Here is a 21,227-nt window from a genome sequence, read left to right as displayed (position 1 = left end):
CTCTTCGGCGACACCCACGTGCACGGGACCGAGGGCGTGCACTTCTACACCCGGGGCAAGGTCGTCACCTCCCGCTGGCTCGACCCGAGCCACGGCGGCGTCAACCTCGGCTTCCCCACCAACGGCTAGCGGTCCCGTAACCACCGGCCCCTGAACCGTGAGGCCCGCGTCCCTCCTGCCGGGACGCGGGCCTCACGCGTGTTCTGACATCTCTGCCGTGGCGCGGGTCGGGGCGCATACCCCCGACGGGCCGCAGGAGGCAGAGGATGGCCGGTAGGCTCCCGGGCAGATCGGTGGCGACGTCGGGAGGAAACCTCGTGGGCCTCGTGGGCAGGGACAGGCTCCGTCGCGCGCGTCTCGGGGCGGTGTTGGGGGCGGGCGGCCTGGTGCTCGCGGCCCTGGCCCAGACGGGGGGCGCGAGCGCGACCCCGCCGGTGCGGAGCCCCACGCCCTCCGCCACACTCTCCGGCACGCCCGTCACGACGCCCGGCTCCGGGTCCGAAGCCACCCCCAGCCCGACACCGTCGGCGTCCATCGGCAAGGGCGAGGGCATGCTCCGGGTGCTCACGTTCCAGGGGTACGTCGAGTACGGCGGGGCCAGCTCGCAGGTCAACTGGCTGACGCCCTTCGAGCAGGAGAGCGGCTGCGTCGTCAAGCTCGACCGGGTCAGGACAAGCGAGGAGATGGCCGACAGGTTCGCCCAGGGCGGCTACGACGTGCTCTCGGCCGCCCCCGACCTGGCCGGTCTGCTGGTGGAGCAGGGGAAGGTCGCGCCGCTCGACACCGCGCTGGTCGCTGACTACCGGCGGATCCCCAAGCGCCTGCGCGAGCTGCCCGGCCTGCGCGAGGACGGCAAGGTCTACGGCATCCCCTACCTGTGGGGGGTGAACCGGGTGGCCCGCGAAGGGGACGGGCCGCGGGGACCCCTTGCCCTCTACGGGACGGCTCCGGCGGCGATCAGGAACAGCCCGCTGAGCATCGCCGACGCCGCGCTCGCCCTCAAGGCGACGCGCCCCCAGTTGAAGATCAAGGATCCGTTCCAGCTCACCCCCGCCCAGCTCGACGCCGCGATGGGGCTCCTCGCCGAGGGCGACGGCCCCGACCGGGTTTACTGGGACGGTTTGCTCGACCTGGTCAGGGCACTGTCGGCGGAGCGGGTGCGAATCGCCCAGGTTCTGCCCTACCACCTTGACCTCTTCCAGCGCGCGGACCGGCCGATGAAGGTGCTGAAGGGGGTCCCGGCGACAGGGTGGGTCGACTCGTGGATGCTCGCGGCCAAGCCGGCCAGCCCGAACTGCGCCTACCGGTGGCTGAACTGGATGGGCTCGGTGCGGGCGCAGCGTCCCGCCGCGGCCTGGACCGGTCTCGCCCCGGCCAATCCGGAGGCGTGTGGCGGGCGTGCCCGCCGGATGTGCGAGGTGTACCAGGTGCGTGACAACCGCCGGCTGCGCGACGTCCTCTTCGCCACCCGCCCGGTGAGGGACTGCGGCGGCCTGGGCGGGGAGTGCACCGACTACGCCGATTGGGCGGAGCGCTGGAAGAGCCTGCGGGCATCCTCCGGGCCTGGAAAGCCGCAGATCTCCGACTGAGGCCGGCCGCGGTCGCCTCCTCGCCCCCAAAGGGGCTCCGCGATGTTCCCTCTACCTCTCTATGTCGGCGATCCCAGTAACAAGCTATGTTTTTCGTTGCTCTGATCGTTTTTGGCGATGGATTCAGTGGGAAAATCATGCTCCTAATATCGACTGGTCGACCAGTCAGTGGGTAGGCTGGTCGCCATGAGAATCCTCCTCGTTGGAGCGGGCGGCGTTGGCTCCGCCGTCGTCCCGATCGCCGCACGCCGAGATTTCTTCGAACACATCGTGGTCGCCGACTCCCAGCAGGACCGGGCCGCCGCCGTGGTGGCCAGGATCGCGGACCCGCGTTTCAGTGCCATCGGACTGGACGCCTCCGACCGGGTGGCGGTCGAGGCCGCCCTCACCGAGCACCGCTGCGACGTGCTCTTCAACGCGGTGGATCCCCGCTTCACCATGTCCCTGTTCGAGGCGGCGCTCAACGCCGGAGCCCACTACCTCGACATGGCGATGTCGCTCTCGCGCCCCCATCCCCGCAGACCGTACGAGCTGACCGGGGTGAAGCTCGGCGACGAGCAGTTCGCCCTCGGCGAGGCGTGGCGGGAGCGGGGCGGGCTGGCGCTGGTCGGCATGGGCGTGGAACCTGGGCTGGCCGACGTTTTCGCGCGCTACGCCGCCGAGCACCTCTTCGAGAGCATCGAGGAGATCGGTGTCCGCGACGGCTCCAACCTGGTGGTCGAGGGTTATGACTTCGCGCCGACGTTCTCCATCTGGACGACCATCGAGGAGTGCCTCAACCCGCCGGTGGTCTGGGAGGACGGCGACTGGCACACCACCGAGCCGTTCAGTGAGCCCGAGGTCTTCGACTTCCCCGAGGGGATCGGGCCCGTCGAGTGCGTCAATGTCGAGCACGAGGAGGTGCTCCTGGTACCGCGCTACATCGACGCCAGGCGGGTGACGTTCAAGTACGGTCTCGGCGAGGAGTTCATCGGAGTCCTGAAGACCCTGCACAAGCTGGGCCTGGACCGGGCGGGCAAGATCAAGGTGGGTGGTGTCGAGACCTCGCCGCGCGACGTGGTCGCGGCCAGCCTCCCCGACCCGGCCACGCTTGGTGACCGGATGCGGGGCAAGACCTGCGCCGGAACCTGGGTGAAGGGCGTGGGCAAGGACGGACGGCCGCGCGAGGTCTACCTCTACCACGTGGTCGACAACGAGTGGTCGATGCGGGAGTACGGCTGCCAGGCCGTGGTCTGGCAGACGGCGGTGCACCCGGTGGTCGCCCTGGAGCTGCTGGCCACCGGCGCCTGGTCGGGCACCGGGGTGCTCGGCCCCGAGGCGTTCGACGCGGTGCCCTTCCTGGAACTGCTCAACGCCTACGGCTCGCCGTGGGGCATGCGCGACCAGACCACTGCGGCACTCCTGTCGGCCTGACGCGCCGCGCCCTCCTTCGCGTTCACGCTTCGGGACGGTGTGGGGTCGGAGGTCTAGAAGAAGGCGACGCGGCGAGGGAGGGAGTGGGTGTCGTCCTGCGGCAGCAGTGCCTCCGCGCACTCCGGGCAGGCGAAGAGGGCGTTGCCGTCGGGAAGGCGGCCGATTCTGATGCGCGGGCGGGGCCACTTCTTGTGACAGGCCACGCAGGCGTCGCCCTCACGCTGGGTGCGGGTCAGCCCCTCGGGGTCGAAGGTCATCGTGTCGTGTGCCGTTCTGGCCGGCCGCCAACTCATTTTAAATTCCTCCAGCGTGGAGACCCCTGGTTCTCTCCCGCGGCGCGGCCGTGGGGAGGATGCCGACACGTTTCCTGTGGTGATCGAGCACTTCCATATCGGAACTGTTATAACGCGATCACGACCCGTGACCGTTGTGGTAGGTGTCAAGTGGTGGTTAAATCACGGCCTACATGCGGGCCGTATAACGGCAAATAGGGCACTCAGCATCAAGCCGGGTGCCCTATTTGGTGGTATCTAAACCGTCAGACCTCGCTTATGGCTTTCTCCAGGATGGTGAGCCCCTCCTCCAGGAGGTGGTCGGGGATGACCAGCGGCGGCAGGAAGCGCAGCACGTTGCCGTAGGTGCCCGCGGTCAGTACGAGCAGGCCCTCGGCGTGGCACCTCCTGGCGATCTCGCCCGCCGCCGTGGGGTGCGGGTCCTTGGTGCCGGGAACCACCAGCTCGATGGCGATCATGGCCCCCCGGCCGCGTACGTCGCCGATCATCGGGTTCCGCTCCGCCATGGCGCGCAGCCGGGGGAGCATGGTCTCGCCGATGCGGCGGGCCTTTCCGGTCAGGTCGTCGGCCTCGATGGTCTCCAGCACGCCCAGTGCCGCCTCGCAGGCGAGCGGGTTACCGCCGTAGGTGCCGCCCAGACCACCCACGTGAACCCTGTCGAGGAGATCGGCCCGGCCGGTGACCGCGGACAGCGGGAGGCCGCCCGCGATGCCCTTGGCGGTGACGATGATGTCGGGCACGATGCCCTCGTCCTCACAGGCGAACAGGTCGCCGGTACGGGAGAAGCCGGTCTGCACCTCGTCGGCGATGAAGACGATGCCGTTCTCCCGGCAGAACTCCGCGATCCTCGGCAGGAAGCCCTTGGCGGGCTCGATGAAGCCGCCCTCGCCGGCGATCGGCTCGATCACCACGGCGGCGACGTTCTCCGCGCCGATCTGCTTGGTGATCTGGTCGATCGCCTGGGCGGCGGCCTCCTCGGCGCAGTTCTCCGGGCCCGAGGGCCAGCGGAACGGGTAGGCCAGTGGCACCCGGTAGACCTCGGGGGCGAACGGGCCGAAGCCCTGCTTGTACGGCATGTTCTTGGCGGTCAGCGTCATCGTCAGCAGGGTCCGGCCGTGGTAACCGTGGTCGAAGACGACGACCGCCTGGCGGCCGGTGGCCTGGCGGGCGACCTTGACCGCGTTCTCCACGGCCTCGGCGCCGCTGTTGAGCAGGAAGGTGCGCTTCTCGTGGTCGCCGGGGGTGATCTCGTTGAGCTTCTCGGCGACCTGCACGTACGACTCGTACGGCGTGATCATGAAGCAGGTGTGCGTGAAGTCGGCGACCTGCTTGCGCACCCGCTCGACGACGCGCGGAGCGGCGTTGCCGACGTTGGTCACCGCGATGCCGGAACCGAAGTCGATCAGGGAGTTGCCGTCGGCGTCGACAACCACACCGCCTCCGGCATGCGTCACGAAGACGGGCAGGGTGGTACCGATGCCCGGGGGCACGGAGGCCTGTTTGCGCGCGAACAGTTCACGGGACTTCGGGCCGGGGATCTCGGTGACGATGCGGCGTTCCTGCGGAAGCGAGGGGCCGCCCTCGGTGACGGTGCTCATGATGTGAAGGTATGTGGTGGATGTCGGTGTGCCGATGATGCACTATGTCAAAATTGACGGGGAACACTGGACGTAACGTACAAAACGGGGGTGGCTGTGGCGCCGACGCTGCGCACCGTCGTCCGGCGGTCGCCGCTCGGGCTCGGCGTGCTCGCCGGTGGGGACTCGCTCGACCGGCCGGTGCGCTGGGTGGCGGTCAGTGAACTGGAGGATCCGACCCCGTTCCTGGAGGGCGGGGAACTGGTCCTCACCACGGGCATGCGCCTGGACGCCGGCAACGCCGCGTCCTACGTCGAGCGCCTGGTCGGCAGGGAGGTCGCCGGCCTCGGATTCGGTGTCGGGCTCGGGCACGAGACGATCCCCGCGGAACTGGTCGAGGCCGCCACCCGGGCGGGGCTGCCGCTGCTTGAGGTGCCGCGCGACATCCCGTTCGTCGCCATCGGCAAGGCGGTCAGCGAACTGCTCGCCGCGGAGCAGTACGACGAGCTCAGCCGCGCCTTCGCCGCCCAGGGCCGTCTCACCCGTGCCGCCCTGCGCCCGGAGGGGCCTCGCGCGGTGATCGACCGCCTGGCCCGCGAGCTGGGCGGCTGGGCGATCCTGCTCGACGAGGCGGGGGCCGTGCGGCACGCGGCGGGCCGGGGTTCGGCCGGCGCCGCCGAGGACCTCGGCCCCGAGCTGGAACGGCTGAGAAAGATCACCAACCGTGGCGCGCCCGCGAGCGCGGCCTTCTCCTCGCCCCGGGAGCACGTCATCGTGCAACCGTTCGGGGCCCGCCGGGTCAGGGGATTCCTCGCCGTCGGCCTCGGCCGGCCCTTCACCCCGGTCGCGCACACCGTGGTCAACGCCGCGGGATCCCTGCTGACGCTCGCCGTCGAGCACGGCAGGGAGTACCTGGCCGCCGAGCGCCGGATTCGCTCGGCGGTGCTGCGGCTGCTGCTGGCCGGGCAGGTGGACGCCGGGTGCGAGACGCTGGAGCGGCTGGGGGAGCGGCTTCCCACCGGGCCGCTGGTGGCCATCGCCTGCGCCGGCGAGCGGGAGGCGGTGCTGGAGACCGCGGGTGACGAGTTCGCGGCGGCCGACGGTGACGCGGCCGGTGACGCCGACGGTGACAGGGTGGTCCTGCTCGTCCCGGACTCGCGGGCCGATGCCGTGGCCGCGGCGCTCGGCGAGCACGGCCCCGTCGGGGTCGGCGATCCCGCCGGTCTCGACGATCTGCGCACCGGGCTCGACCAGGCATACCAGGCGCTCGCCGCGGCCAGGCGCGGCGCCGTGCCGGTGATGCGCTTCGCCGACCTGGCGGGCCGGGGACTGCTCTGCCTGCTCGACTCCGACGCGGCGGCGGCGTTCTCCTCGGCGCTGCTCGCCCCGCTCAGGAGGTACGGCTCGCGCGCGGATCTGCTGGAGTCCCTCCGGGCCTACCTGGACTGCAACGGTCACTGGGACGCGGCGGCGCAGCGGCTCGGAGTGCACCGTCACACCCTGCGCTACCGCATGCGCCGGGTCGCCGAACTCGTCGGCCGTGACCTCGACGACCCGGCGGCCCGCGCCGAACTCTGGGTCGCCCTGGCCGTCGCCCCGGGTGACGGGTCCGCCCGGTGAGCCGGGGCGGGGGCTCCGCCTGCGGAGAGGTGGGGAGGCCGGTCACGCCCGGGAGACGCCGGCGACCAGGTAGCGGGAGATGACGGCCTGGATGACCGTGTCGTAGGTGCTGCTGTCGCGCAGGTGCCCGGCACGTTCCAGACTGATCGCGCCCTGGGCGGCGGCCCACACGGCATCGGCGATCTTCCTGGGCTGGGTGGGGACGATGTACCCGGCCGAGATGCAGTCGGCGATCACTCGGTCGACGATGTTCAGCGCCGCGCGGGCCAGGGTCCTGGCCCGCTCACTCGGTGCGAAGCCGGGGATCGCGCGCTCGAACATCAGGGCGTAGTAGCCGGGCTCGTCCAGCGCGGCCTCCCGGTAGGCGGGGCCGAGCGCCGTGAGGTGCTCCAGGGCGTCCCTGCGCGGGGGCACGGCCTCCAGGCGCCGCCGGAAGCGCTCGAAGCCTTCCAGGTACAGAGCCTCGGCGAGGCCCTCCTTGCTGCCGAACATGGTGTAGATGACCGTTGTCGAGCATTCCGCCTCGGTGGCGACGCGGCGCATCGACAGGCTCTCGGGGCCGATGGTGACCAGCAACTGGCTGGCGACGTCGAGCAGTCTGGCGCGCAGTTCGTCGTGTGAGGCCCGTTCACCGAGGAGATACGCGCCCTGAAGGCCGCGCGGCGCCGAGGAGGTCATGCGCCCACGCCCTTCCGCTCTGAGTGTTCATTCGGTGACTTAGCCATGATGAAGATCATTTAAACCGGCGCCATGTAAGGAATATCCCCGAATGCCCCTCTTTTCGTTACAGGGCCGGGATGAACGGACTATTGGCCGGAAAGGTGTGCCGGTACCAGGATCTTGTGCGGAGTGGAGTAAGACCACGCCGTCGCAGGTGACATAGCGTCGAGGTATGGACGTGCGCCCCTTCTGGCTCGCCGGCCGCCCCGCCACAGGCGACACCGAGCTCACCGTGACCAATCCGCATGACGGCCGAGTCGTCGCCGTCTGCTCCGTGCCGACGGCCGACCAGGTCGAGGAGGCCGTAGCCGCCGCGGCGGCCGTGCGGAAGGAGGCGGCCGCGCTCCCGATCCACGTGCGCGCCGACGCCCTCGCGCACGTCTCGCGCCGCCTGGCCGAGCGTGCCGACGAGATCGCCCGCCTCATCAGCGAGGAGAACGGCAAGCCGATCTTCTGGGCTCGCGGTGAGGTCGGCCGTGCGATCTCCACCTTCAGGTTCGCCGCCGAGGAGACCCGTCGCCTCGGCGGCGAGACCATGCGCCTGGACACCGAGGCCGCCTCCGCGGGCCGCCTCGCCTACATCTCGCGGGTTCCGCACGGCCCGATCCTGGGCATCACCCCGTTCAACTTCCCGCTCAACCTGGTGGCGCACAAGGTGGCCCCGGCGATCGCGGTCGGCGCCCCGATCATCGTCAAGCCCGCCCCGGCGACGCCGGTCTCCTCGCTGGTCCTGGGCGAGATCCTGGCCGAGACCGACCTGCCGGAGGGGATGTTCTCGGTCCTGCCGGTGCCCAACGACCGCGCCGCGGGGCTGGTCGAGGACCCGCGCCTGCCCGTCGTCTCCTTCACCGGATCGGCTCCCGTGGGGTACGCGATCCTGGAGGCGGTCCCGCGCAAGCACGTGACCCTGGAACTCGGCGGCAACGCCGCCGCGGTGGTCCTCGCCGACGCCGACCTGGACTGGGCCGCCTCGCGGATCGCCCTGTTCTCCAACTACCAGGCCGGTCAGAGCTGCATCGCCGTGCAGAGGGTGATCGTCGAGGCGTCGGTGCGCGATGACTTCGTGGCCAGGCTCGTCCCGGCCGTCGAGGCCCTGGTCGTCGGCGACCCCGCCGACGAGAAGACGCAGGTGGGCCCGCTCGTGTCCGTCGAGGCCGCGGAGCGCGTGGAACAGTGGGTCGGCGAGGCCGTCGCGGCCGGTGCCCGCCTGCTGGCCGGCGGCACCCGCGACGGCGCGACCGTCGCGCCGACGGTCCTCACCGACGTGCCGGCCGACGCCAAGGTCTCCTGCGAGGAGGTCTTCGGCCCCGTGATGATCGTCCAGACGGTGTCCGGAGTGGACGAGGCGTTCGCCACGGTCAACGATTCCAAGTACGGCCTGCAGGCCGGGGTGTTCACCCGCAGTCTCGACAATGCCTTCCGGGCCAACCGGGAGCTTGAGGTCGGCGGAGTGATCATCGGTGACGTGCCGTCGTACCGCGCCGACCAGATGCCCTACGGCGGGGTCAAGGACTCGGGCGTCGGCCGCGAGGGCATCCGCTCGGCCATCGCCGACTTCACCTACGAGAAGGTCATGGTCCTCACCGGCCTGACCCTCTGAGCCCGCCCCGGCGAACCGGCCGCGGGATCCCGCGGCCGGTTCGCCGGTGACGGCCCTCCGAACCGGGCGCGGCTCCCGGCGTCGACGAGACCCGCGCCGCCCCCCACCGGAGACGCGACCTCCTCGACCATCTCGTCCCGCGCCTCGTCCGCCGCTGTCATGACGTTGCGGCCATGGTGTAGAGCTCCCTGGCCGAGTCGCCGAAGTAGGGGCCGTACATGGTGCGGTGGTCGTCGCTGTACTTGAAACTGCTGACCGAGACGATCGTGCCGCGACCGGTGGAGGCGTCGAAGCCGCTCAGCCACGGGCCCCCGCTGGATCCGGCGGTCATGTCGCAGCGCATCCCCTGGTCACCGGTCTGCCCGTTCGGGTCGTCGCGGAGCGTGCCCGCGCAGTAGACCAGGTGCTCACCGTCGTAGGGCGAGTCGGCGGGAAAGCCGAAACCACTGGTGGGGCGCCCTCTGGGGGTGCCGAAAGCGATCTGTTGACCGCCGACGGCGTCGCCGAGGTGCTTGCCGTCATCGGTGTTGACCGCCACCATGCCGATGTCGTGGCTGTCGTCGCCGTCGCGCGACCAGGGACCCGCGACGAACATGCGGCGCGCGGTGTACTGCCCGTACGGGCGGCGGCCCTGGGAGTAACCGGGGACGAAGGTCCAGTTCTCGGCCCAGGCGCCGGCGCCGTCCTTGACGCAGTGACCGGCGGTCACGACCAGGTCCCTGTTGGCACTTTTGACCGAACTCGCCGAGCACACGAAGTCACTGCCCTTGATGGTCAGGAACACCCGCCCCGTGGTGCGTTCGACTATTCCGCCGGAGGTCCAGCGGGCGCCGGAGGTGCGTGCGGCGGCGCCGTTCGGGCTCCGTTGGAGAGCGACCCCCCGGTCGGCCCGGGCGAAGAGCCGCCCGAGCAGCCCGGTGGTCTTCGAGAGCCGGTCGACGGGGAGCGCCGAGGCCATCCGGCGGGGGGTCCAGTAGTCGAGTGCGCGCCTTCGCTCCGACGCGGTGGGAGCGATCGTGCGCTCGACGACGTCCGGCATGCCGGGCGTCGCGACCTTCGCGGTGAGGGCGGGGATGTTCACGGCCCGCTGCCCGGGCTCGGCGGCCGTCTGCCAGGTGGCCGTCACGCCGGTCATCGGGGCGCTCAGCAGCCCGGCGAGGAGCGGGGCGGCCGCAAGCAGGGGGAGGCTTGGGGTCATGAAAACCGAGTTTGCACTACGGAGAGTGTTTCTGTGGTTACTTTAGGGTAATTCGAGGTCGTCGAGGGCCCGGTGATTCTCAGGAAGCGCCGGTTGTTTGGGCGGCCTCGTAGACGGCCTGCGCGTCGGTGCCGAAATACGGGCCGAACATCCAGCCGGAGGCGAAGTCGTACTTGAAGCTGTTCACCGAGTTCAGGGTGCCCAGGCCGGTGCTCTCGTTGAAGCCGAGGAACCAGGGGCCGCCGCTTGACCCGCCGGTCATGGTGCAGTTCAACCCGATGTCGCGGGACATCAGGAAGTCGTCGAAGGCGCGTCCGGCGCAGTAGACCAGCTTGGAACCGTCATAGGGGCTGGCCGCCGGGTAGCCGAAGGAGTGCATCTGTGCCCGGCGCGACTGGTTGAAGGAGACGCCCTGGCCGCCGACCACGTCGGTCAGCGATCTGCCGTTCAGCGGGGCCACCACGGCCGAGGCCACGTCGTAGTTGATGTCCTCGGTGTTGTTCCACTGCGGGGTGGTGTAGAGCGTGGTCGCCACCCACGTGCCGTAGGGCCGGTCGCCGTTCTGGTATCCCGGTACGAACACCCAGTTGCTGTGGAAGGCCCCGCCCATCCGCACGCAGTGCCCCGCGGTGATCACGGTGCTCCTGTTCTCGCTCGTCACCGCGTTCGCCGAGCACGAGGCGTTGCGGCCCTGGTAGGTGAAGAAGACACGGCCGGTGGTCCTGGCGATCGCCCCGCCGCGGGTCCACGGCGCGCCGGTGGAGGCGCGGACGGCCGCCGTGCCCTTGGCGGCCATGCCGGCGGCCGGGACGGTCCCGCCGTTCGGTGTGGTCGCGGGGATGGAGACGGGGTCGGCCGCGGCCTGCGCCGCGATCGCCGCCGAGGTGAGGCGGGCACCGTCCTTCTCCGGGACGAGGGTGGCGAGCGGCTGCGCCGCCTCCATCCTGGCCTCCGTCCAGTAGCGCTGGACGGTCCGCTGCTCCGCCTTGGTGTCGGCCGCCTCCTTCTCGACCGGCTGGGGAACGGCCCGCGCCGCGGTGACGCCCCCGCCCCTGCCAGGGCCGCCCGCACCCGCACCCGTGTCCGTGGCGCCGTGCGCGATCGTCGCGGTGAGCAGAGTGCTTCCCGCGACCGCGGTGAGAAGAGGGATGAGTCGTGCTGTGCGTCGCATATGTACCTCCCGAGGCCCGTTGCTGTTCCGGGAAGCTAGTGCGCCGTACGTACGTATTTCTCAAGATTTACAGCTATTGATATGACGAAATTCGGACTTAAATATCGCCTTTTATCGCGTGTTTCTCGCCTAACAGATTTCCGGCGGGATGAGGCCGATTCGACAGCGCGGCCCGAGCCGGGAGAATGGGACGGTGCAGTCAGACACCGTCCGCTCCGTCGTCCTGCTCGGCTCGACCGGGTCCATCGGGACCCAGTCCCTTGACGTCATCGCCCGCAACCCCGGCCGGTTCCGGGTGGTCGCGCTGGCCGCCTACGGTGGCCGGATCGACCTGCTGGCCGGGCAGGCGGCCGAGTTCAGGCCCGACGTGGTCGCCGTCGCCGATCCCGCCGCGGTGCCGGAACTGCGCGCGGCCCTGGCCGCGCGCGGAGTGGCCGCGCGGGTGCTGGCCGGCCAGGAAGGGGTGGCGGAGGCCGCCTCCTGGCCCGCCGACGTCGTGCTCAACGGCATCACCGGCGCGCTGGGGCTGACCTCCACGCTGGCCGCGCTGGAGGCCGGCCGGGCGCTCGCGCTCGCCAACAAGGAGTCGCTGATCGTCGGGGGGCCACTGGTCAAGCGCCTGGCCAAGCCTGGCCAGCTGATCCCGGTCGACTCCGAGCACGCCGCGCTGGCCCAGTGCCTGTGGGCGGCGGGCCCCACCGGTCCCGACGCCTCCGCCGTGCGGCGCCTGGTCGTCACCGCGAGCGGCGGCCCCTTCCGCGGCAGGTCGCGCGCGGATCTCGCGGAGGTGACCCCCGAGCAGGCACTCGCCCATCCCACCTGGTCGATGGGACCGGTGATCACGGTGAACTCCGCCACGCTCGTCAACAAGGGCCTGGAGGTCATCGAGGCGCACCTGCTCTTCGACATCGGCTTCGAGCGCATCGACGTCGTGGTCCACCCGCAGTCGGTCATCCACTCGATGGTCGAGTTCGTCGACGGCTCGACCATCGCCCAGGCCAGCCCGCCCGACATGCGCCTGCCCATCGCGCTGGCCCTCGGCTGGCCCGAGCGGGTCGCCGACGCCGCGCCCGGCGTCGACTGGACCGCCGCCCACACCTGGACGTTCGAGCCGCTCGACGACGGGGCCTTCCCCGCCGTCGCGCTGGCCCGCCACGTCGGCACGGCCGGCGGCACGGCACCGGCCGTCTACAACGCCGCAAACGAGGTCTGCGTCGAGGCGTTCCTGGCCGGTCGGCTGCCCTTCCTCGGCATCGTCGACACCGTGGCCTCGGTGGTCTCCGAGCACACCGTCACCGAGGCCGGCTCGGTGGCCGAGGTGCTCGACGCCGACTCCTGGGCACGCATAAGGGCACGGGAGCTCACCGGGACTGCCTAGACTGGTGAGCGTCGTCGACTCTTCAAGGGCTGAAAATGACTTCTGTTGCTCTCGGAATCCCGTCCGTAAGGACCCGGCCGATCGCCGAGCGACGCATATCTCGTCAGATCATGGTCGGTTCCGTCCCCGTGGGCGGGGACGCGCCGGTCTCCGTCCAGTCGATGACCACCACGGTCACCGCCGACGTCAACGCGACGCTCCAGCAGATCGCCGAGCTGACCGCCTCGGGCTGCCAGATCGTCCGGGTCGCGGTCCCCTCGCAGGACGACGCAGATGCGCTGCCGACCATCGCCAGGAAGTCGCAGATCCCGGTGATCGCGGACATCCACTTCCAGCCGAAGTACGTCTTCGCCGCGATCGAGGCGGGCTGCGCGGCGGTCCGGGTGAACCCCGGCAACATCAAGAAGTTCGACGACAAGGTCGGTGAGATCGCGCGGGCCGCGGCCGACCGCGGCGTGCCGATCAGGATCGGCGTCAACGCCGGCTCGCTCGACCCCCGCCTGCTCCAGAAGTACGGCAAGGCCACCCCCGAGGCGCTGGTGGAGTCCGCGCTCTGGGAGTGCTCGCTCTTCGAGGAGCACGGCTTCCGCGACATCAAGATCTCCGTCAAGCACAACGACCCGGTCGTGATGGTCCAGGCGTACCGCCTGCTCGCCGCCCGGTGTGATTACCCGCTCCACCTCGGCGTCACCGAGGCGGGCCCGGCCTTCCAGGGCACGATCAAGTCCGCCGTCGCCTTCGGGGCACTGCTCGCCGAGGGGATCGGCGACACCATCCGCGTGTCGCTGTCCGCCCCGCCGGTCGAGGAGGTCAAGGTCGGCAACCAGATCCTGGAGTCGCTCAACCTGCGCGAGCGGGGCCTGGAGATCGTCTCCTGCCCCTCCTGCGGGCGCGCCCAGGTCGACGTCTACACCCTGGCCGAGCAGGTCCAGGCGGGGCTGGAGGGGCTGAAGGTCCCGCTGCGCGTCGCGGTGATGGGATGCGTCGTCAACGGCCCGGGAGAGGCCCGCGAGGCCGACCTCGGCGTCGCCTCCGGCAACGGCAAGGGCCAGATCTTCGTCAAGGGCGAGGTCATCAAGACCGTTCCCGAGTCGCAGATCGTGGAGACCCTGATCGAGGAGGCGCTGCGTCTCGCCGAGCAGATGGGCGTGGAGGTCGACCTCGACGACGACGTCACGGGCGCCCAGGTCGTCGTCGGCTAGGCACCGTCCCGCTTCCCGAACCTGTCCGCCCCCGGTCGCTCTCTCGCCGCCGGGGGCGCGCCTTTTGCGGGGGCTCTCCGCCGGAGATCTCCGGTCTGCGTAGCCTCCGTGGCCGTTTGTGGCGTTCTGCTGGTCCGTCCGGAGGTGCCGCCCGACCTGGGATCATTACACTTAGCAATCATCTGACTACACTTTGCTAGATATCCGGTTGTGTCCCGGGTGAATCGCGCCGCCTCCGGGAGACCATCGCCTCTGCCGTACGAGTAGGGGGACCACACAGTGAAGAAGAGGGTCGTCGGGATTGCCGCGAGCATCGCGATGCTGGCAGCCGCGGTGGGAGTGCCGCAGGGGGCGGTGGCCCAGGGCAGGGAGGGGCTGGTCTGGGGGCCCTGCGAGGGTGGGGCCTCGGTGCCCGGAGTGACGCCGTCCGTTCCAGCGCCGCGGGCGGACAGCCGGATGGAGTGCGCCACGCTGAGTGTGCCGCTCGACTACGCCAACCCGTACCAGACCGTCAACATCGCCCTGAACCGGATCAGGGGGAGGGCCACCCACGACCGTCTCGGCGCGTTGCTGGTCAATCCGGGTGGTCCCGGGGCGTCCGGTCGCGATCTGGTCAAGGGCGTCGTGGCAGGGCTTCCCGGCGGCCTGGCCGACCGGTTCGACGTGATCGGTTTCGACCCGCGCGGGGTGGGGGCCAGCGAGCCCGCGCTGAGCTGTGTCGATCCCGCGGAGTACTACAGGCCGCCCCGTCCCGACCAGGTGCCGGTCACCAGGCGCGACGAGAGCACGCTCATCGACCGGGCCCGCGAATACGCCCAGGCCTGCGGTGACCGCTGGGGCTGGATGCTGCCCCACATGACCACGGAGAACTCCGCCAGGGACATGGACCTGATCAGGGAGGCGCTCGGCGAGTCGAAGATCAGCTTCCTGGGCTACTCGTACGGGACCTACCTGGGCGCGGTCTACGCGACACTCTTTCCCGGCCGGCTCAGCCGGCTCGTCCTGGACAGCGTGGTGGATCCGCGCGGTATCTGGTACCGCTCGAACCTCAGCCAGAGCATCGCCTTCCAGGGCAGGCACCGGGAATTCCTCAAATGGATCGCCCGTCACAATCCGGTCTACCGGCTGGGCACCACTGAGAGGGCCGTCTCCTTCGCCTGGGACGCCATGCGTACCCGGTTGGGCGGCCACCCCGCGGCGGAAGTGGTCGGCCCGAGCGAGCTCGACGACCTCTACACCGTCGGCGGCTACTCCGATGCGATCTGGCCGCAGCTGGCCAAGGCCTTCTCCGCCTACGTCAAGAAGGGGGAGACGGCACTCCTGCTCAACGCCTACCGCAAGCACGCGGAGAACGACGCCAAGGATGAGAACAGCTACGCCGTCTACCTGGCGGTGCAGTGCCGCGACGCCGCCTGGCCGCGCGACTGGACACGCTGGCGCACGGACATGACCAGGGCCAACGTCAGGGCGCCCTTCCTCACCTGGCCCAACGCCTGGTACAACGCGCCGTGCGCGTTCTGGCCCGTGCAGGGGGGCACCCCCGTGCGGGTGCACGACAGCACCAGGCTGCCCCCGGTCATGCTGATCCAGGGTGAGCGCGACGCCGCCACCCCGTACGCGGGGGCGCTGCGGATGCGTACCCTGCTCCGCGGCTCCCGGCTGCTGGCCGTACCGGGTGGCAACCACGGGATCTCGCTCAACGGGAACGCCTGCGTCGACCGTCGCCTGGCCGCCTACCTGCGGGACGGCACCCTCCCCGGTGGAGCACGGCAGGACCCCGGCAGCCCGGACGCCCGTTGCCCCGGCCTGCCGCTGCCGGTGCCCGTGCCGGTGATCGGACCCTCGCCCGTCCGGGTGCCCGCCGGGCATCCGGGGGGAGGGGCGATCTAGCAGGTAGATGAGATGCTCTGTGTTGGTTCCTGCCAAAATCGAGGGGGTCGCGTAGGCTGAGCGTGTGATGCTGCGTACAACGGCGTCGCGCGTGCTCGACGACAACGATCGAGACGAGGTCCTGGCGCTTCTCGACATCGACCCCGTCGGTAATGTTTTCGTCGCCTCCAGAGTCCGTTCGGTCGGGCTCAATCCGGCCAGACTCGGTGGCCAGATGTGGGGGTTCGGGCCGCGCGGTGGCCTGACCTCCCTCTGCTACGCCGGGGCGAACCTGGTTCCGGTCAACGCCGGTACCGACGCCGTCTACGCCTTCGCCGAACGCGCGCGCAGGCAGGGCCGCCGCTGTTCCTCGATCGTCGGCCCGGCCGACGCGGTCGAGGTGCTCTGGGAGCGGCTGGAGCCGCACTGGGGAGCCGCCCGGGCGATCCGCTGGGCGCAGCCGCTCATGGTGGCCACGGAGCCGTCGCCGCTCCCTGCCGACCCGCTGGTGCGGCGGGTCCGGCCCGACGAGTTCGACATCCTGCTGCCGGCCTGCGTGGCGATGTTCACCGAGGAGGTGGGTGTCTCCCCCGAGCTGGGGGACGGCGGAGCCCTCTACCGGTCCCGGGTCGCCGAGCTGATCAGGATCGGCAGGTCGTACGCCCGCATCGAGGGGGGCAGGGTCGTCTTCAAGGCCGAGATCGGCGCGGTGACGCCGCACGCCTGCCAGATTCAGGGCGTCTGGGTCCACCCCGACCTGCGTGGCCGCGGCCACGCGGTGTCCGGGATGGCCGCGGTGGTCAAGCACGCGCTCGACTACTTCGCGCCGGTGGTCTCGCTGTACGTCAACGACTACAACGCCCCGGCCAGGGCCGCCTACCGCAGGGCCGGTTTCGTCGAGGTCGGCACCTTCATGTCCGTGCTCTTCTGACCGGCGTCCCGCCGCTCCAGGCGGATCGCCGGCCCGCGCGACGTTCTCCCACGACCCCGGGGTGCCGGTCTGCGAGCGACTCGGCCACCGGCGGACCGAGGTCGAGACCGTGCGCCTGGACGACCGGACGCTCACTCGTGTCTCGGTTCAGGGGCTGCGGACCAGGCAGGTCACGAGGTGTTCCAGCTCCGCCTCCGGGTCGGCGGTGAGACCGGCGTGGACCGGGCCCGTCTGCACGATCGTGCTGCGCGGGGCGGTCAGCCTGCGGAACCGGCTGCCCGGCGGCTCCGCGGCCAGCGGTCCCTCGTCGCCGCCGCAGGAGCGCAGGTAGACGTCGAGCGCGTGCCGTACGCCGTCGAGGTCCACCCGGGGGTCGAGGGCGCGCAGGCGTGCCTCGTCCAGCTCCACGCGGGCGCACAGGTAGCCGCGCGGCTGGCAGTAGAGCAGCACGCCGGCATTGATCAGCTCGCCGCGCTCCACCCGGGGGATGATCCGGATGATCGCGTACTCGTAGACGTCCTTCACCGGGTGTCCTTCCAGAACGCGCCCACCGAGCCGGGCTTTCCCTGCTGAGCCACCGGGTCCTGGCCGGAGGCGGCCGAGGGGGCCGGCAGCCAGGTGCGCGGGCCCTGGGCGCGGGTCAGCAGGTGCTCGACGTACGCCTGCCGTACGGCCTGCGCCCCGTCGAACCCCGGCTCGTCCTCCAGCCACTCGTCGGGAACCTCGTCCACCACCCCGTCGAGCAGGTCCCGGGTGATCTTCTCGCTGAACTCGGCGTCGGCCTCGGACATCCGGGTGGCGAAGGGGGCCATCACATGGTCGCGCGCGTCGAAACCGCGCAGCGGATCGGCCGAGGGCCAGTTGTGGTGGAACCAGAGCGCGGCGCCGTGGTCGATCAGCCAGGTGTCGCCGTGCCACAGGAGCAGGTTCGGGTTGCGCCAGCTCCGGTCGACATTGTGGATCAGCGCGTCGAACCAGAGCAGGCGGGAGGCGAAATCGGGTTCTGGAGGCCAGGCCAGCGGCTCGAAGCCCAGCGCGCCCGGCAGGAAGTCGACGGCCAGATTGTTGCCCTCGCTGGCCTTGAGCAGGTCCTGGATCTCCTCGTCCGGCTCACGGGCGCCGAGCCGTGGGTCGACGTCGATCACCTTCAGTTCGGGCGTGCGGAAGCCGAGACGCCGGGCCAGCCCGGCGGACACGATCTCCGCCACCAGGACCCGGCGGCCCTGGCCGGCGCCGCGGAACTTCACGACATATGTGCCGAGGTCGTCCGCCTCCATGACCCCGGGGAGCGAGCCGCCCTCCCGCAGGGGCGTCACATAACGGGTGGCTTTGATCTTTTCGAGCACCCGGCCAGGCTATCGGCTCGGGCCGCCGGGCGACCTGCCACCCGGCACGCGGGCCCGGTACGGGGCCTTGTACGAGGTCGTGCCGTGCCGGGCGTGCGCGTCGGGCGAGGCGTCACATTTTCGAGACGACCTCCTCGGCGAAGCGCTCCATGGTGGCGACCTTGAGCTCGATGCCCTCGCCGTACCTGGCCTTCTCCTCGGGGGTGGCGAGCCACCAGGGCGCGGCCATCGTTCCGGTCACCCCCTTGTCGGCCAAGCGGCGGTAGGTGGCGGCGTCGGGCATGACCGCGAGTGGTGCGATGATCTGCAGGGCGTCTTCCGCCCTGCCGTACTCCTTGAGGTAGCGCCGCAGGTCGGCGAGGACCGGGTCGAGCCGCTCCTCGGTGTAGATCCGGTTGCCCATCCAGCCGTCACCCGTTCTGGCCGCGCGCCGCAGCGCCGCCTCGCTGTCGCCGCCGACGAAGAACGGCACGGGCGCGGAGGGTACCGGGGAGATCGAGAGCGGGCCGTAGTCGTAGTGGGTGCCGTGGTGGGCGACGGTGCCGCCGGCCCAGAGTTCACGCAGGGCCGGGATCATCTCGTCCAGTCTGCGTCCCCGGGTGTGGAAGTCCTGGCCTGTCTGGACGAACTCCTCCTTGCACCAGCCGACGCCGACGCCGAAGGTCACCCGGTTCCCGGACAGGACCGCGGCCGTGGAGACCTGCTTGGCGACGGTGAACAGATCACGGGCCGGGGCGATGTAGACGTTGGGCGCGAAGCGCAGGGTGGTGGTGACGGCGGCCATAGCGCCGATCGTCACCCACACGTCCGGCCAGTGCGTCTCGGCGTTCCAGCGGGGGGCGCCGGTGCTGGAGTAGGGATAGGGCGACTCGAAGTCGGCATAGAAGATGTGGTCCGACAGGGTGAGCGTGTGAATGCCGCACCGCTCCGCGGCCCTGGCCAGTTCGACGAACTGGCCGGTCTCGACGAACGACGCGCCAAGCCAGAACTGCACGGATCCTCCCAGGCTCCGAAATGCTGAAATTTCGATAGATGTTCCCGGGGTAGCCGGGTGCCGTCCCTGTCCTTCCTCCCCGGAGACGCCCGAAGGGTGGGGACCTCTGGAGGGCCGAATCAGCGAAAGGTCAGTCGGAGAACTCGGGGATGACCTTGGTGGCGAACAGTTCCAGGTTGCGCTTGACGGTGTCGAGGGGCAGGACGCCCTGCTGACCCTGCATGAACAGGCCGAACCACTCCAGATCCGGCATCCGGTCGAGCATCCGCTGGATGCCGCGCTTGACGTCGTCGGGGCCGCCGAGCAGGGCCATCTCGACCTCGTTCATGCGCTTGAAGTCGCCCTTCTCGGGGCTGATCGGCTGGTGCCTGTCGTCCTCCTTCTTCCGCAGGACCTCCAGGTAGCCGAACGGCCCGAAGAAGGCGGCGAAGTCCTTCTGCATGCTCTTGCCGTAGGTGGCGATGGCCTCCTCCTTGGTGCCGGCCATCCCGACGATCTTGAGGATGCCGGTGTGCTCGCCCAGCTTGTAGTCACGGCCGCACTTGGCCGACTCCTCCTGGTAGAGCCTGGCCTTGGCGGCGTGGTCGTCGGGGTTCGGGGTGAACATCCACGGCAGGATGTCCTCCTGTGCGGCCCTGATCACCGAGCGGTCGGAGATGGTGAACGGCTGCCACAGCTCCGGGTAGGGGTTCTGGTACGGCCGGGGGCAGACCGAGACCGCCTGGATCTTCCCGTTCTCGTCGAGCTCCCCGGGGGCGCCGAACGTCCTCGTCCACTCCTGCGCCGCCCAGCCCTCGATCCCGTCGAAGGGCGAGGGGACCTCGTAGTCGAGCACGTCGGACTTGTAGCGGAGCGTCTCCTGGGTCCAGGCCATCTTCATGATGTTCAGCACCTCGCCGAACACGTCGAAGTTGCGGTTGTCAGAGCTCGACCCATCGGACCTGGCGGCCGAGGTGTGCCAGCGCTGCCCCAGCACGTTCATCCAGCGGTTCTGGTAGCCGCGGGCCACGCCGAGCCGCAGCCGCCCCTTGCTGAACTGGTCGAGCAGGGCCACGTCCTCGGCCGCCCTGATCGGGTCCCAGGCCGGCAGTACCAGCCCGAGCGGGGCGAGCAGGATGCGCTCGGTCCTGGCCGCCAGGTCGGTCAGGAACATCAGCGGGTTGACCGAGAACTCGAAACCCTCGGAGTGGAAGTGGTGCTCGGTCATCATCAGCGCGTCGAAGCCGATCCGGTCGGCGTGGACGGCGATCTCGCGCACCTCGTCCAGCAGCTTCTGGTAGGACTCGGTGTCGCGCCCGATCGGCCTTCTGGCCTTCGCGTTCTCCTCCTGGCTGTAGCCCGAGCCGGGGATCTGCGGGTTGAGCATCAACGAGAACTTCACGGCAGGCTCCTTAGCCAGTTGGTGACGACGATGAGGAACTCGCCCGGACGCTCCTCGTGCAGCCGGTGACCGCTGCCCTCCCAGACGACCGCCTTGGAGTGCGGGTCCTTGAACAGCCCGGCCTCCCACGCCGCCTGGGCGGGGTCGAACCAGAAGGTGAGCACCGGGCAGGCCCGGCGCGCGAGGTAGTCGTCGGAGTTGGGGCGCAGGCCGAGCGCGTCCGGGCCGCCGAACATCGCCTCGAAGGCCTGGAGGAGTACGTGCGGGGGCGTGGCGAGGATCCGGCGCCGGTGCCACTCGCGCAGCCACTCGGGCGTGGCGGCGGTGTGGGTCCACTCGTCGTTGCGCAGCGAGACCCCCACGACGTCCTCGCGCATCCGCTCGATCAGGGTGGGGAGGTATTCGCTCAGCGCGCCCGTGAAGCCGTAGCCGGGATCGACCGTGACCAGCGCCCTGACCAGCGAGGGGTACTCCACGGCGAGGTGCGAGACGATCTGGCCGCCCATCGAGTGGCCCACGGCGACGCACGACTCCACCCCCAGGGTGGTGCAGAGCCGGGCGAGGTCGTCGGCCATCCGCCGGGGGGTGTTGCCGGTCTCGGGCGCGGAGGAGTAGCCGTGCCCGCGCACGTCCACCGCGATCACCCGATGGTCCCTGGCGAGGGTGGGGATGTGGTGGACCCACTCGTGGGAGTCGGCGCCCAGACCGTGGACGAGCAACAGCGTCGTGTCGCCGGAGCCGTCGTCGGTGTGGAACAGCCGGACGTCGCCCAGATCCGTGAACGCCATCAGCGTCCTCCCGTGAGGATTGCCGTGTCCGCCGGCCGCGGTGCTCAGCCGTGCTCGGTGAACGCCTCGTCTTTGGTGACGTGAGCAAGCTACCCTAGGGATGATAAACGAGCAATCGCTTGGTTAACCAAGCGGGTCCGCTTGGCCGGCACGTTCC

Annotated in this window: 18 protein-coding genes; 8 read left to right on the top strand and 10 right to left on the bottom strand. The window is 70.3% G+C overall.

Annotation, left to right across the window (positions count from 1 at the left end):
• The first annotated feature begins 266 nt into the window (after window positions 1-266).
• Together IG98_RS0101755 and IG98_RS0101750 are read left to right on the top strand one after the other, a co-directional pair.
• Window positions 267-1,589 carry a type 2 periplasmic-binding domain-containing protein gene (locus IG98_RS0101755; protein ID WP_157594102.1) on the top strand — a complete coding sequence of 441 codons (1,323 nt, stop codon included), beginning with the start codon at window positions 267-269 and terminating at the stop codon, window positions 1,587-1,589.
• 186 nt (window positions 1,590-1,775) lie between these two features.
• On the top strand, window positions 1,776-3,002 hold the full coding sequence (locus tag IG98_RS0101750; RefSeq protein ID WP_030904398.1) for a saccharopine dehydrogenase family protein: 1,227 nt from the start codon (window positions 1,776-1,778) through the stop codon (window positions 3,000-3,002).
• A 53-nt stretch (window positions 3,003-3,055) separates the two neighbouring features.
• Here IG98_RS0101750 and IG98_RS0101745 read toward each other — a convergent pair whose 3' ends face one another.
• Together IG98_RS0101745 and gabT are read right to left on the bottom strand one after the other, a co-directional pair.
• A complete protein-coding gene (locus IG98_RS0101745) occupies window positions 3,056-3,295 on the bottom strand; it encodes a hypothetical protein (RefSeq protein ID WP_030904397.1) in 240 nt (79 codons plus the stop codon).
• 245 nt (window positions 3,296-3,540) lie between these two features.
• Entirely contained in the window at window positions 3,541-4,893 is a 1,353-nt protein-coding gene (gene gabT / locus IG98_RS0101740; protein ID WP_030904396.1) for a 4-aminobutyrate--2-oxoglutarate transaminase, read from the bottom strand.
• A gap of 90 nt (window positions 4,894-4,983) precedes the next feature.
• Here gabT and IG98_RS0101735 point away from each other — a divergent pair, with 90 nt between their 5' ends.
• The gene (locus tag IG98_RS0101735; protein ID WP_030904395.1) at window positions 4,984-6,492 is read left to right on the top strand and encodes a PucR family transcriptional regulator ligand-binding domain-containing protein; all 1,509 of its coding nucleotides are present in this window, start codon (window positions 4,984-4,986) and stop codon (window positions 6,490-6,492) included.
• A 42-nt stretch (window positions 6,493-6,534) separates the two neighbouring features.
• Here IG98_RS0101735 and IG98_RS0101730 read toward each other — a convergent pair whose 3' ends face one another.
• Window positions 6,535-7,170 carry a TetR/AcrR family transcriptional regulator gene (locus IG98_RS0101730; RefSeq protein WP_030904394.1) on the bottom strand — a complete coding sequence of 212 codons (636 nt, stop codon included), beginning with the start codon at window positions 7,168-7,170 and terminating at the stop codon, window positions 6,535-6,537.
• 214 nt (window positions 7,171-7,384) lie between these two features.
• On the opposite strand from IG98_RS0101730, the gene IG98_RS0101725 reads away from it, so the two are divergent.
• Complete coding sequence (locus IG98_RS0101725; RefSeq protein WP_030904393.1) at window positions 7,385-8,812, top strand: aldehyde dehydrogenase family protein; 1,428 nt, start codon at window positions 7,385-7,387, stop codon at window positions 8,810-8,812.
• Between the two features lie 157 nt (window positions 8,813-8,969).
• On the opposite strand, the gene IG98_RS0101720 is transcribed toward IG98_RS0101725, so the two are convergent.
• Both IG98_RS0101720 and IG98_RS0101715 read right to left on the bottom strand, forming a co-directional pair.
• Window positions 8,970-10,010, bottom strand: a complete 1,041-nt coding sequence (locus IG98_RS0101720) for a trypsin-like serine peptidase (protein ID WP_030904392.1) — start codon at window positions 10,008-10,010, stop codon at window positions 8,970-8,972.
• 79 nt (window positions 10,011-10,089) lie between these two features.
• The gene (locus tag IG98_RS0101715; RefSeq protein WP_030904391.1) at window positions 10,090-11,181 is read right to left on the bottom strand and encodes a trypsin-like serine peptidase; all 1,092 of its coding nucleotides are present in this window, start codon (window positions 11,179-11,181) and stop codon (window positions 10,090-10,092) included.
• Between the two features lie 193 nt (window positions 11,182-11,374).
• Here IG98_RS0101715 and dxr point away from each other — a divergent pair, with 193 nt between their 5' ends.
• From dxr to IG98_RS0101695, 4 genes are all read left to right on the top strand, one after another.
• Window positions 11,375-12,559, top strand: coding sequence for a 1-deoxy-D-xylulose-5-phosphate reductoisomerase (gene dxr / locus IG98_RS0101710; RefSeq protein WP_030904390.1), 1,185 nt, complete (start codon window positions 11,375-11,377; stop codon window positions 12,557-12,559).
• 35 nt (window positions 12,560-12,594) lie between these two features.
• Window positions 12,595-13,761 carry a flavodoxin-dependent (E)-4-hydroxy-3-methylbut-2-enyl-diphosphate synthase gene (gene ispG, locus IG98_RS0101705; RefSeq protein ID WP_030904387.1) on the top strand — a complete coding sequence of 389 codons (1,167 nt, stop codon included), beginning with the start codon at window positions 12,595-12,597 and terminating at the stop codon, window positions 13,759-13,761.
• Between the two features lie 279 nt (window positions 13,762-14,040).
• Complete coding sequence (locus IG98_RS0101700) at window positions 14,041-15,651, top strand: alpha/beta hydrolase (RefSeq protein ID WP_063766147.1); 1,611 nt, start codon at window positions 14,041-14,043, stop codon at window positions 15,649-15,651.
• Window positions 15,652-15,718: 67 nt separating this feature from the next.
• On the top strand, window positions 15,719-16,561 hold the full coding sequence (locus IG98_RS0101695; protein ID WP_030904382.1) for a GNAT family N-acetyltransferase: 843 nt from the start codon (window positions 15,719-15,721) through the stop codon (window positions 16,559-16,561).
• Between the two features lie 147 nt (window positions 16,562-16,708).
• Here the strand turns inward: IG98_RS0101695 and IG98_RS0101690 are convergent, their stop codons facing one another.
• The 5 genes from IG98_RS0101690 to IG98_RS0101670 form a co-directional block, all read right to left on the bottom strand.
• The gene (locus IG98_RS0101690; protein WP_030904380.1) at window positions 16,709-17,086 is read right to left on the bottom strand and encodes a DUF3037 domain-containing protein; all 378 of its coding nucleotides are present in this window, start codon (window positions 17,084-17,086) and stop codon (window positions 16,709-16,711) included.
• Complete coding sequence (locus IG98_RS0101685; RefSeq protein ID WP_037969110.1) at window positions 17,083-17,907, bottom strand: HipA family kinase; 825 nt, start codon at window positions 17,905-17,907, stop codon at window positions 17,083-17,085. The genes IG98_RS0101690 and IG98_RS0101685 overlap by 4 nt, the downstream gene beginning before the upstream one ends.
• Before the next feature lie 112 nt (window positions 17,908-18,019).
• Window positions 18,020-18,901: a TIGR03619 family F420-dependent LLM class oxidoreductase gene (locus IG98_RS0101680; RefSeq protein ID WP_030904376.1), complete on the bottom strand. Its 882-nt coding sequence runs from the start codon at window positions 18,899-18,901 to the stop codon at window positions 18,020-18,022.
• A gap of 130 nt (window positions 18,902-19,031) precedes the next feature.
• On the bottom strand, window positions 19,032-20,282 hold the full coding sequence (locus IG98_RS0101675; protein ID WP_030904374.1) for an LLM class flavin-dependent oxidoreductase: 1,251 nt from the start codon (window positions 20,280-20,282) through the stop codon (window positions 19,032-19,034).
• A complete protein-coding gene (locus IG98_RS0101670; RefSeq protein WP_030904372.1) occupies window positions 20,279-21,070 on the bottom strand; it encodes an alpha/beta fold hydrolase in 792 nt (263 codons plus the stop codon). Before IG98_RS0101670 ends, IG98_RS0101675 begins: the two co-directional genes overlap by 4 nt.
• Window positions 21,071-21,227: the final 157 nt, after the last annotated feature.

The sequence above is a fragment of the Streptosporangium amethystogenes genome, from assembly GCF_000721075.1.
GTDB classification, from domain to species: Bacteria; Actinomycetota; Actinomycetes; order Streptosporangiales; family Streptosporangiaceae; genus Streptosporangium; species Streptosporangium amethystogenes.
This window is presented reverse-complemented; position numbering and strand designations above follow the sequence as displayed.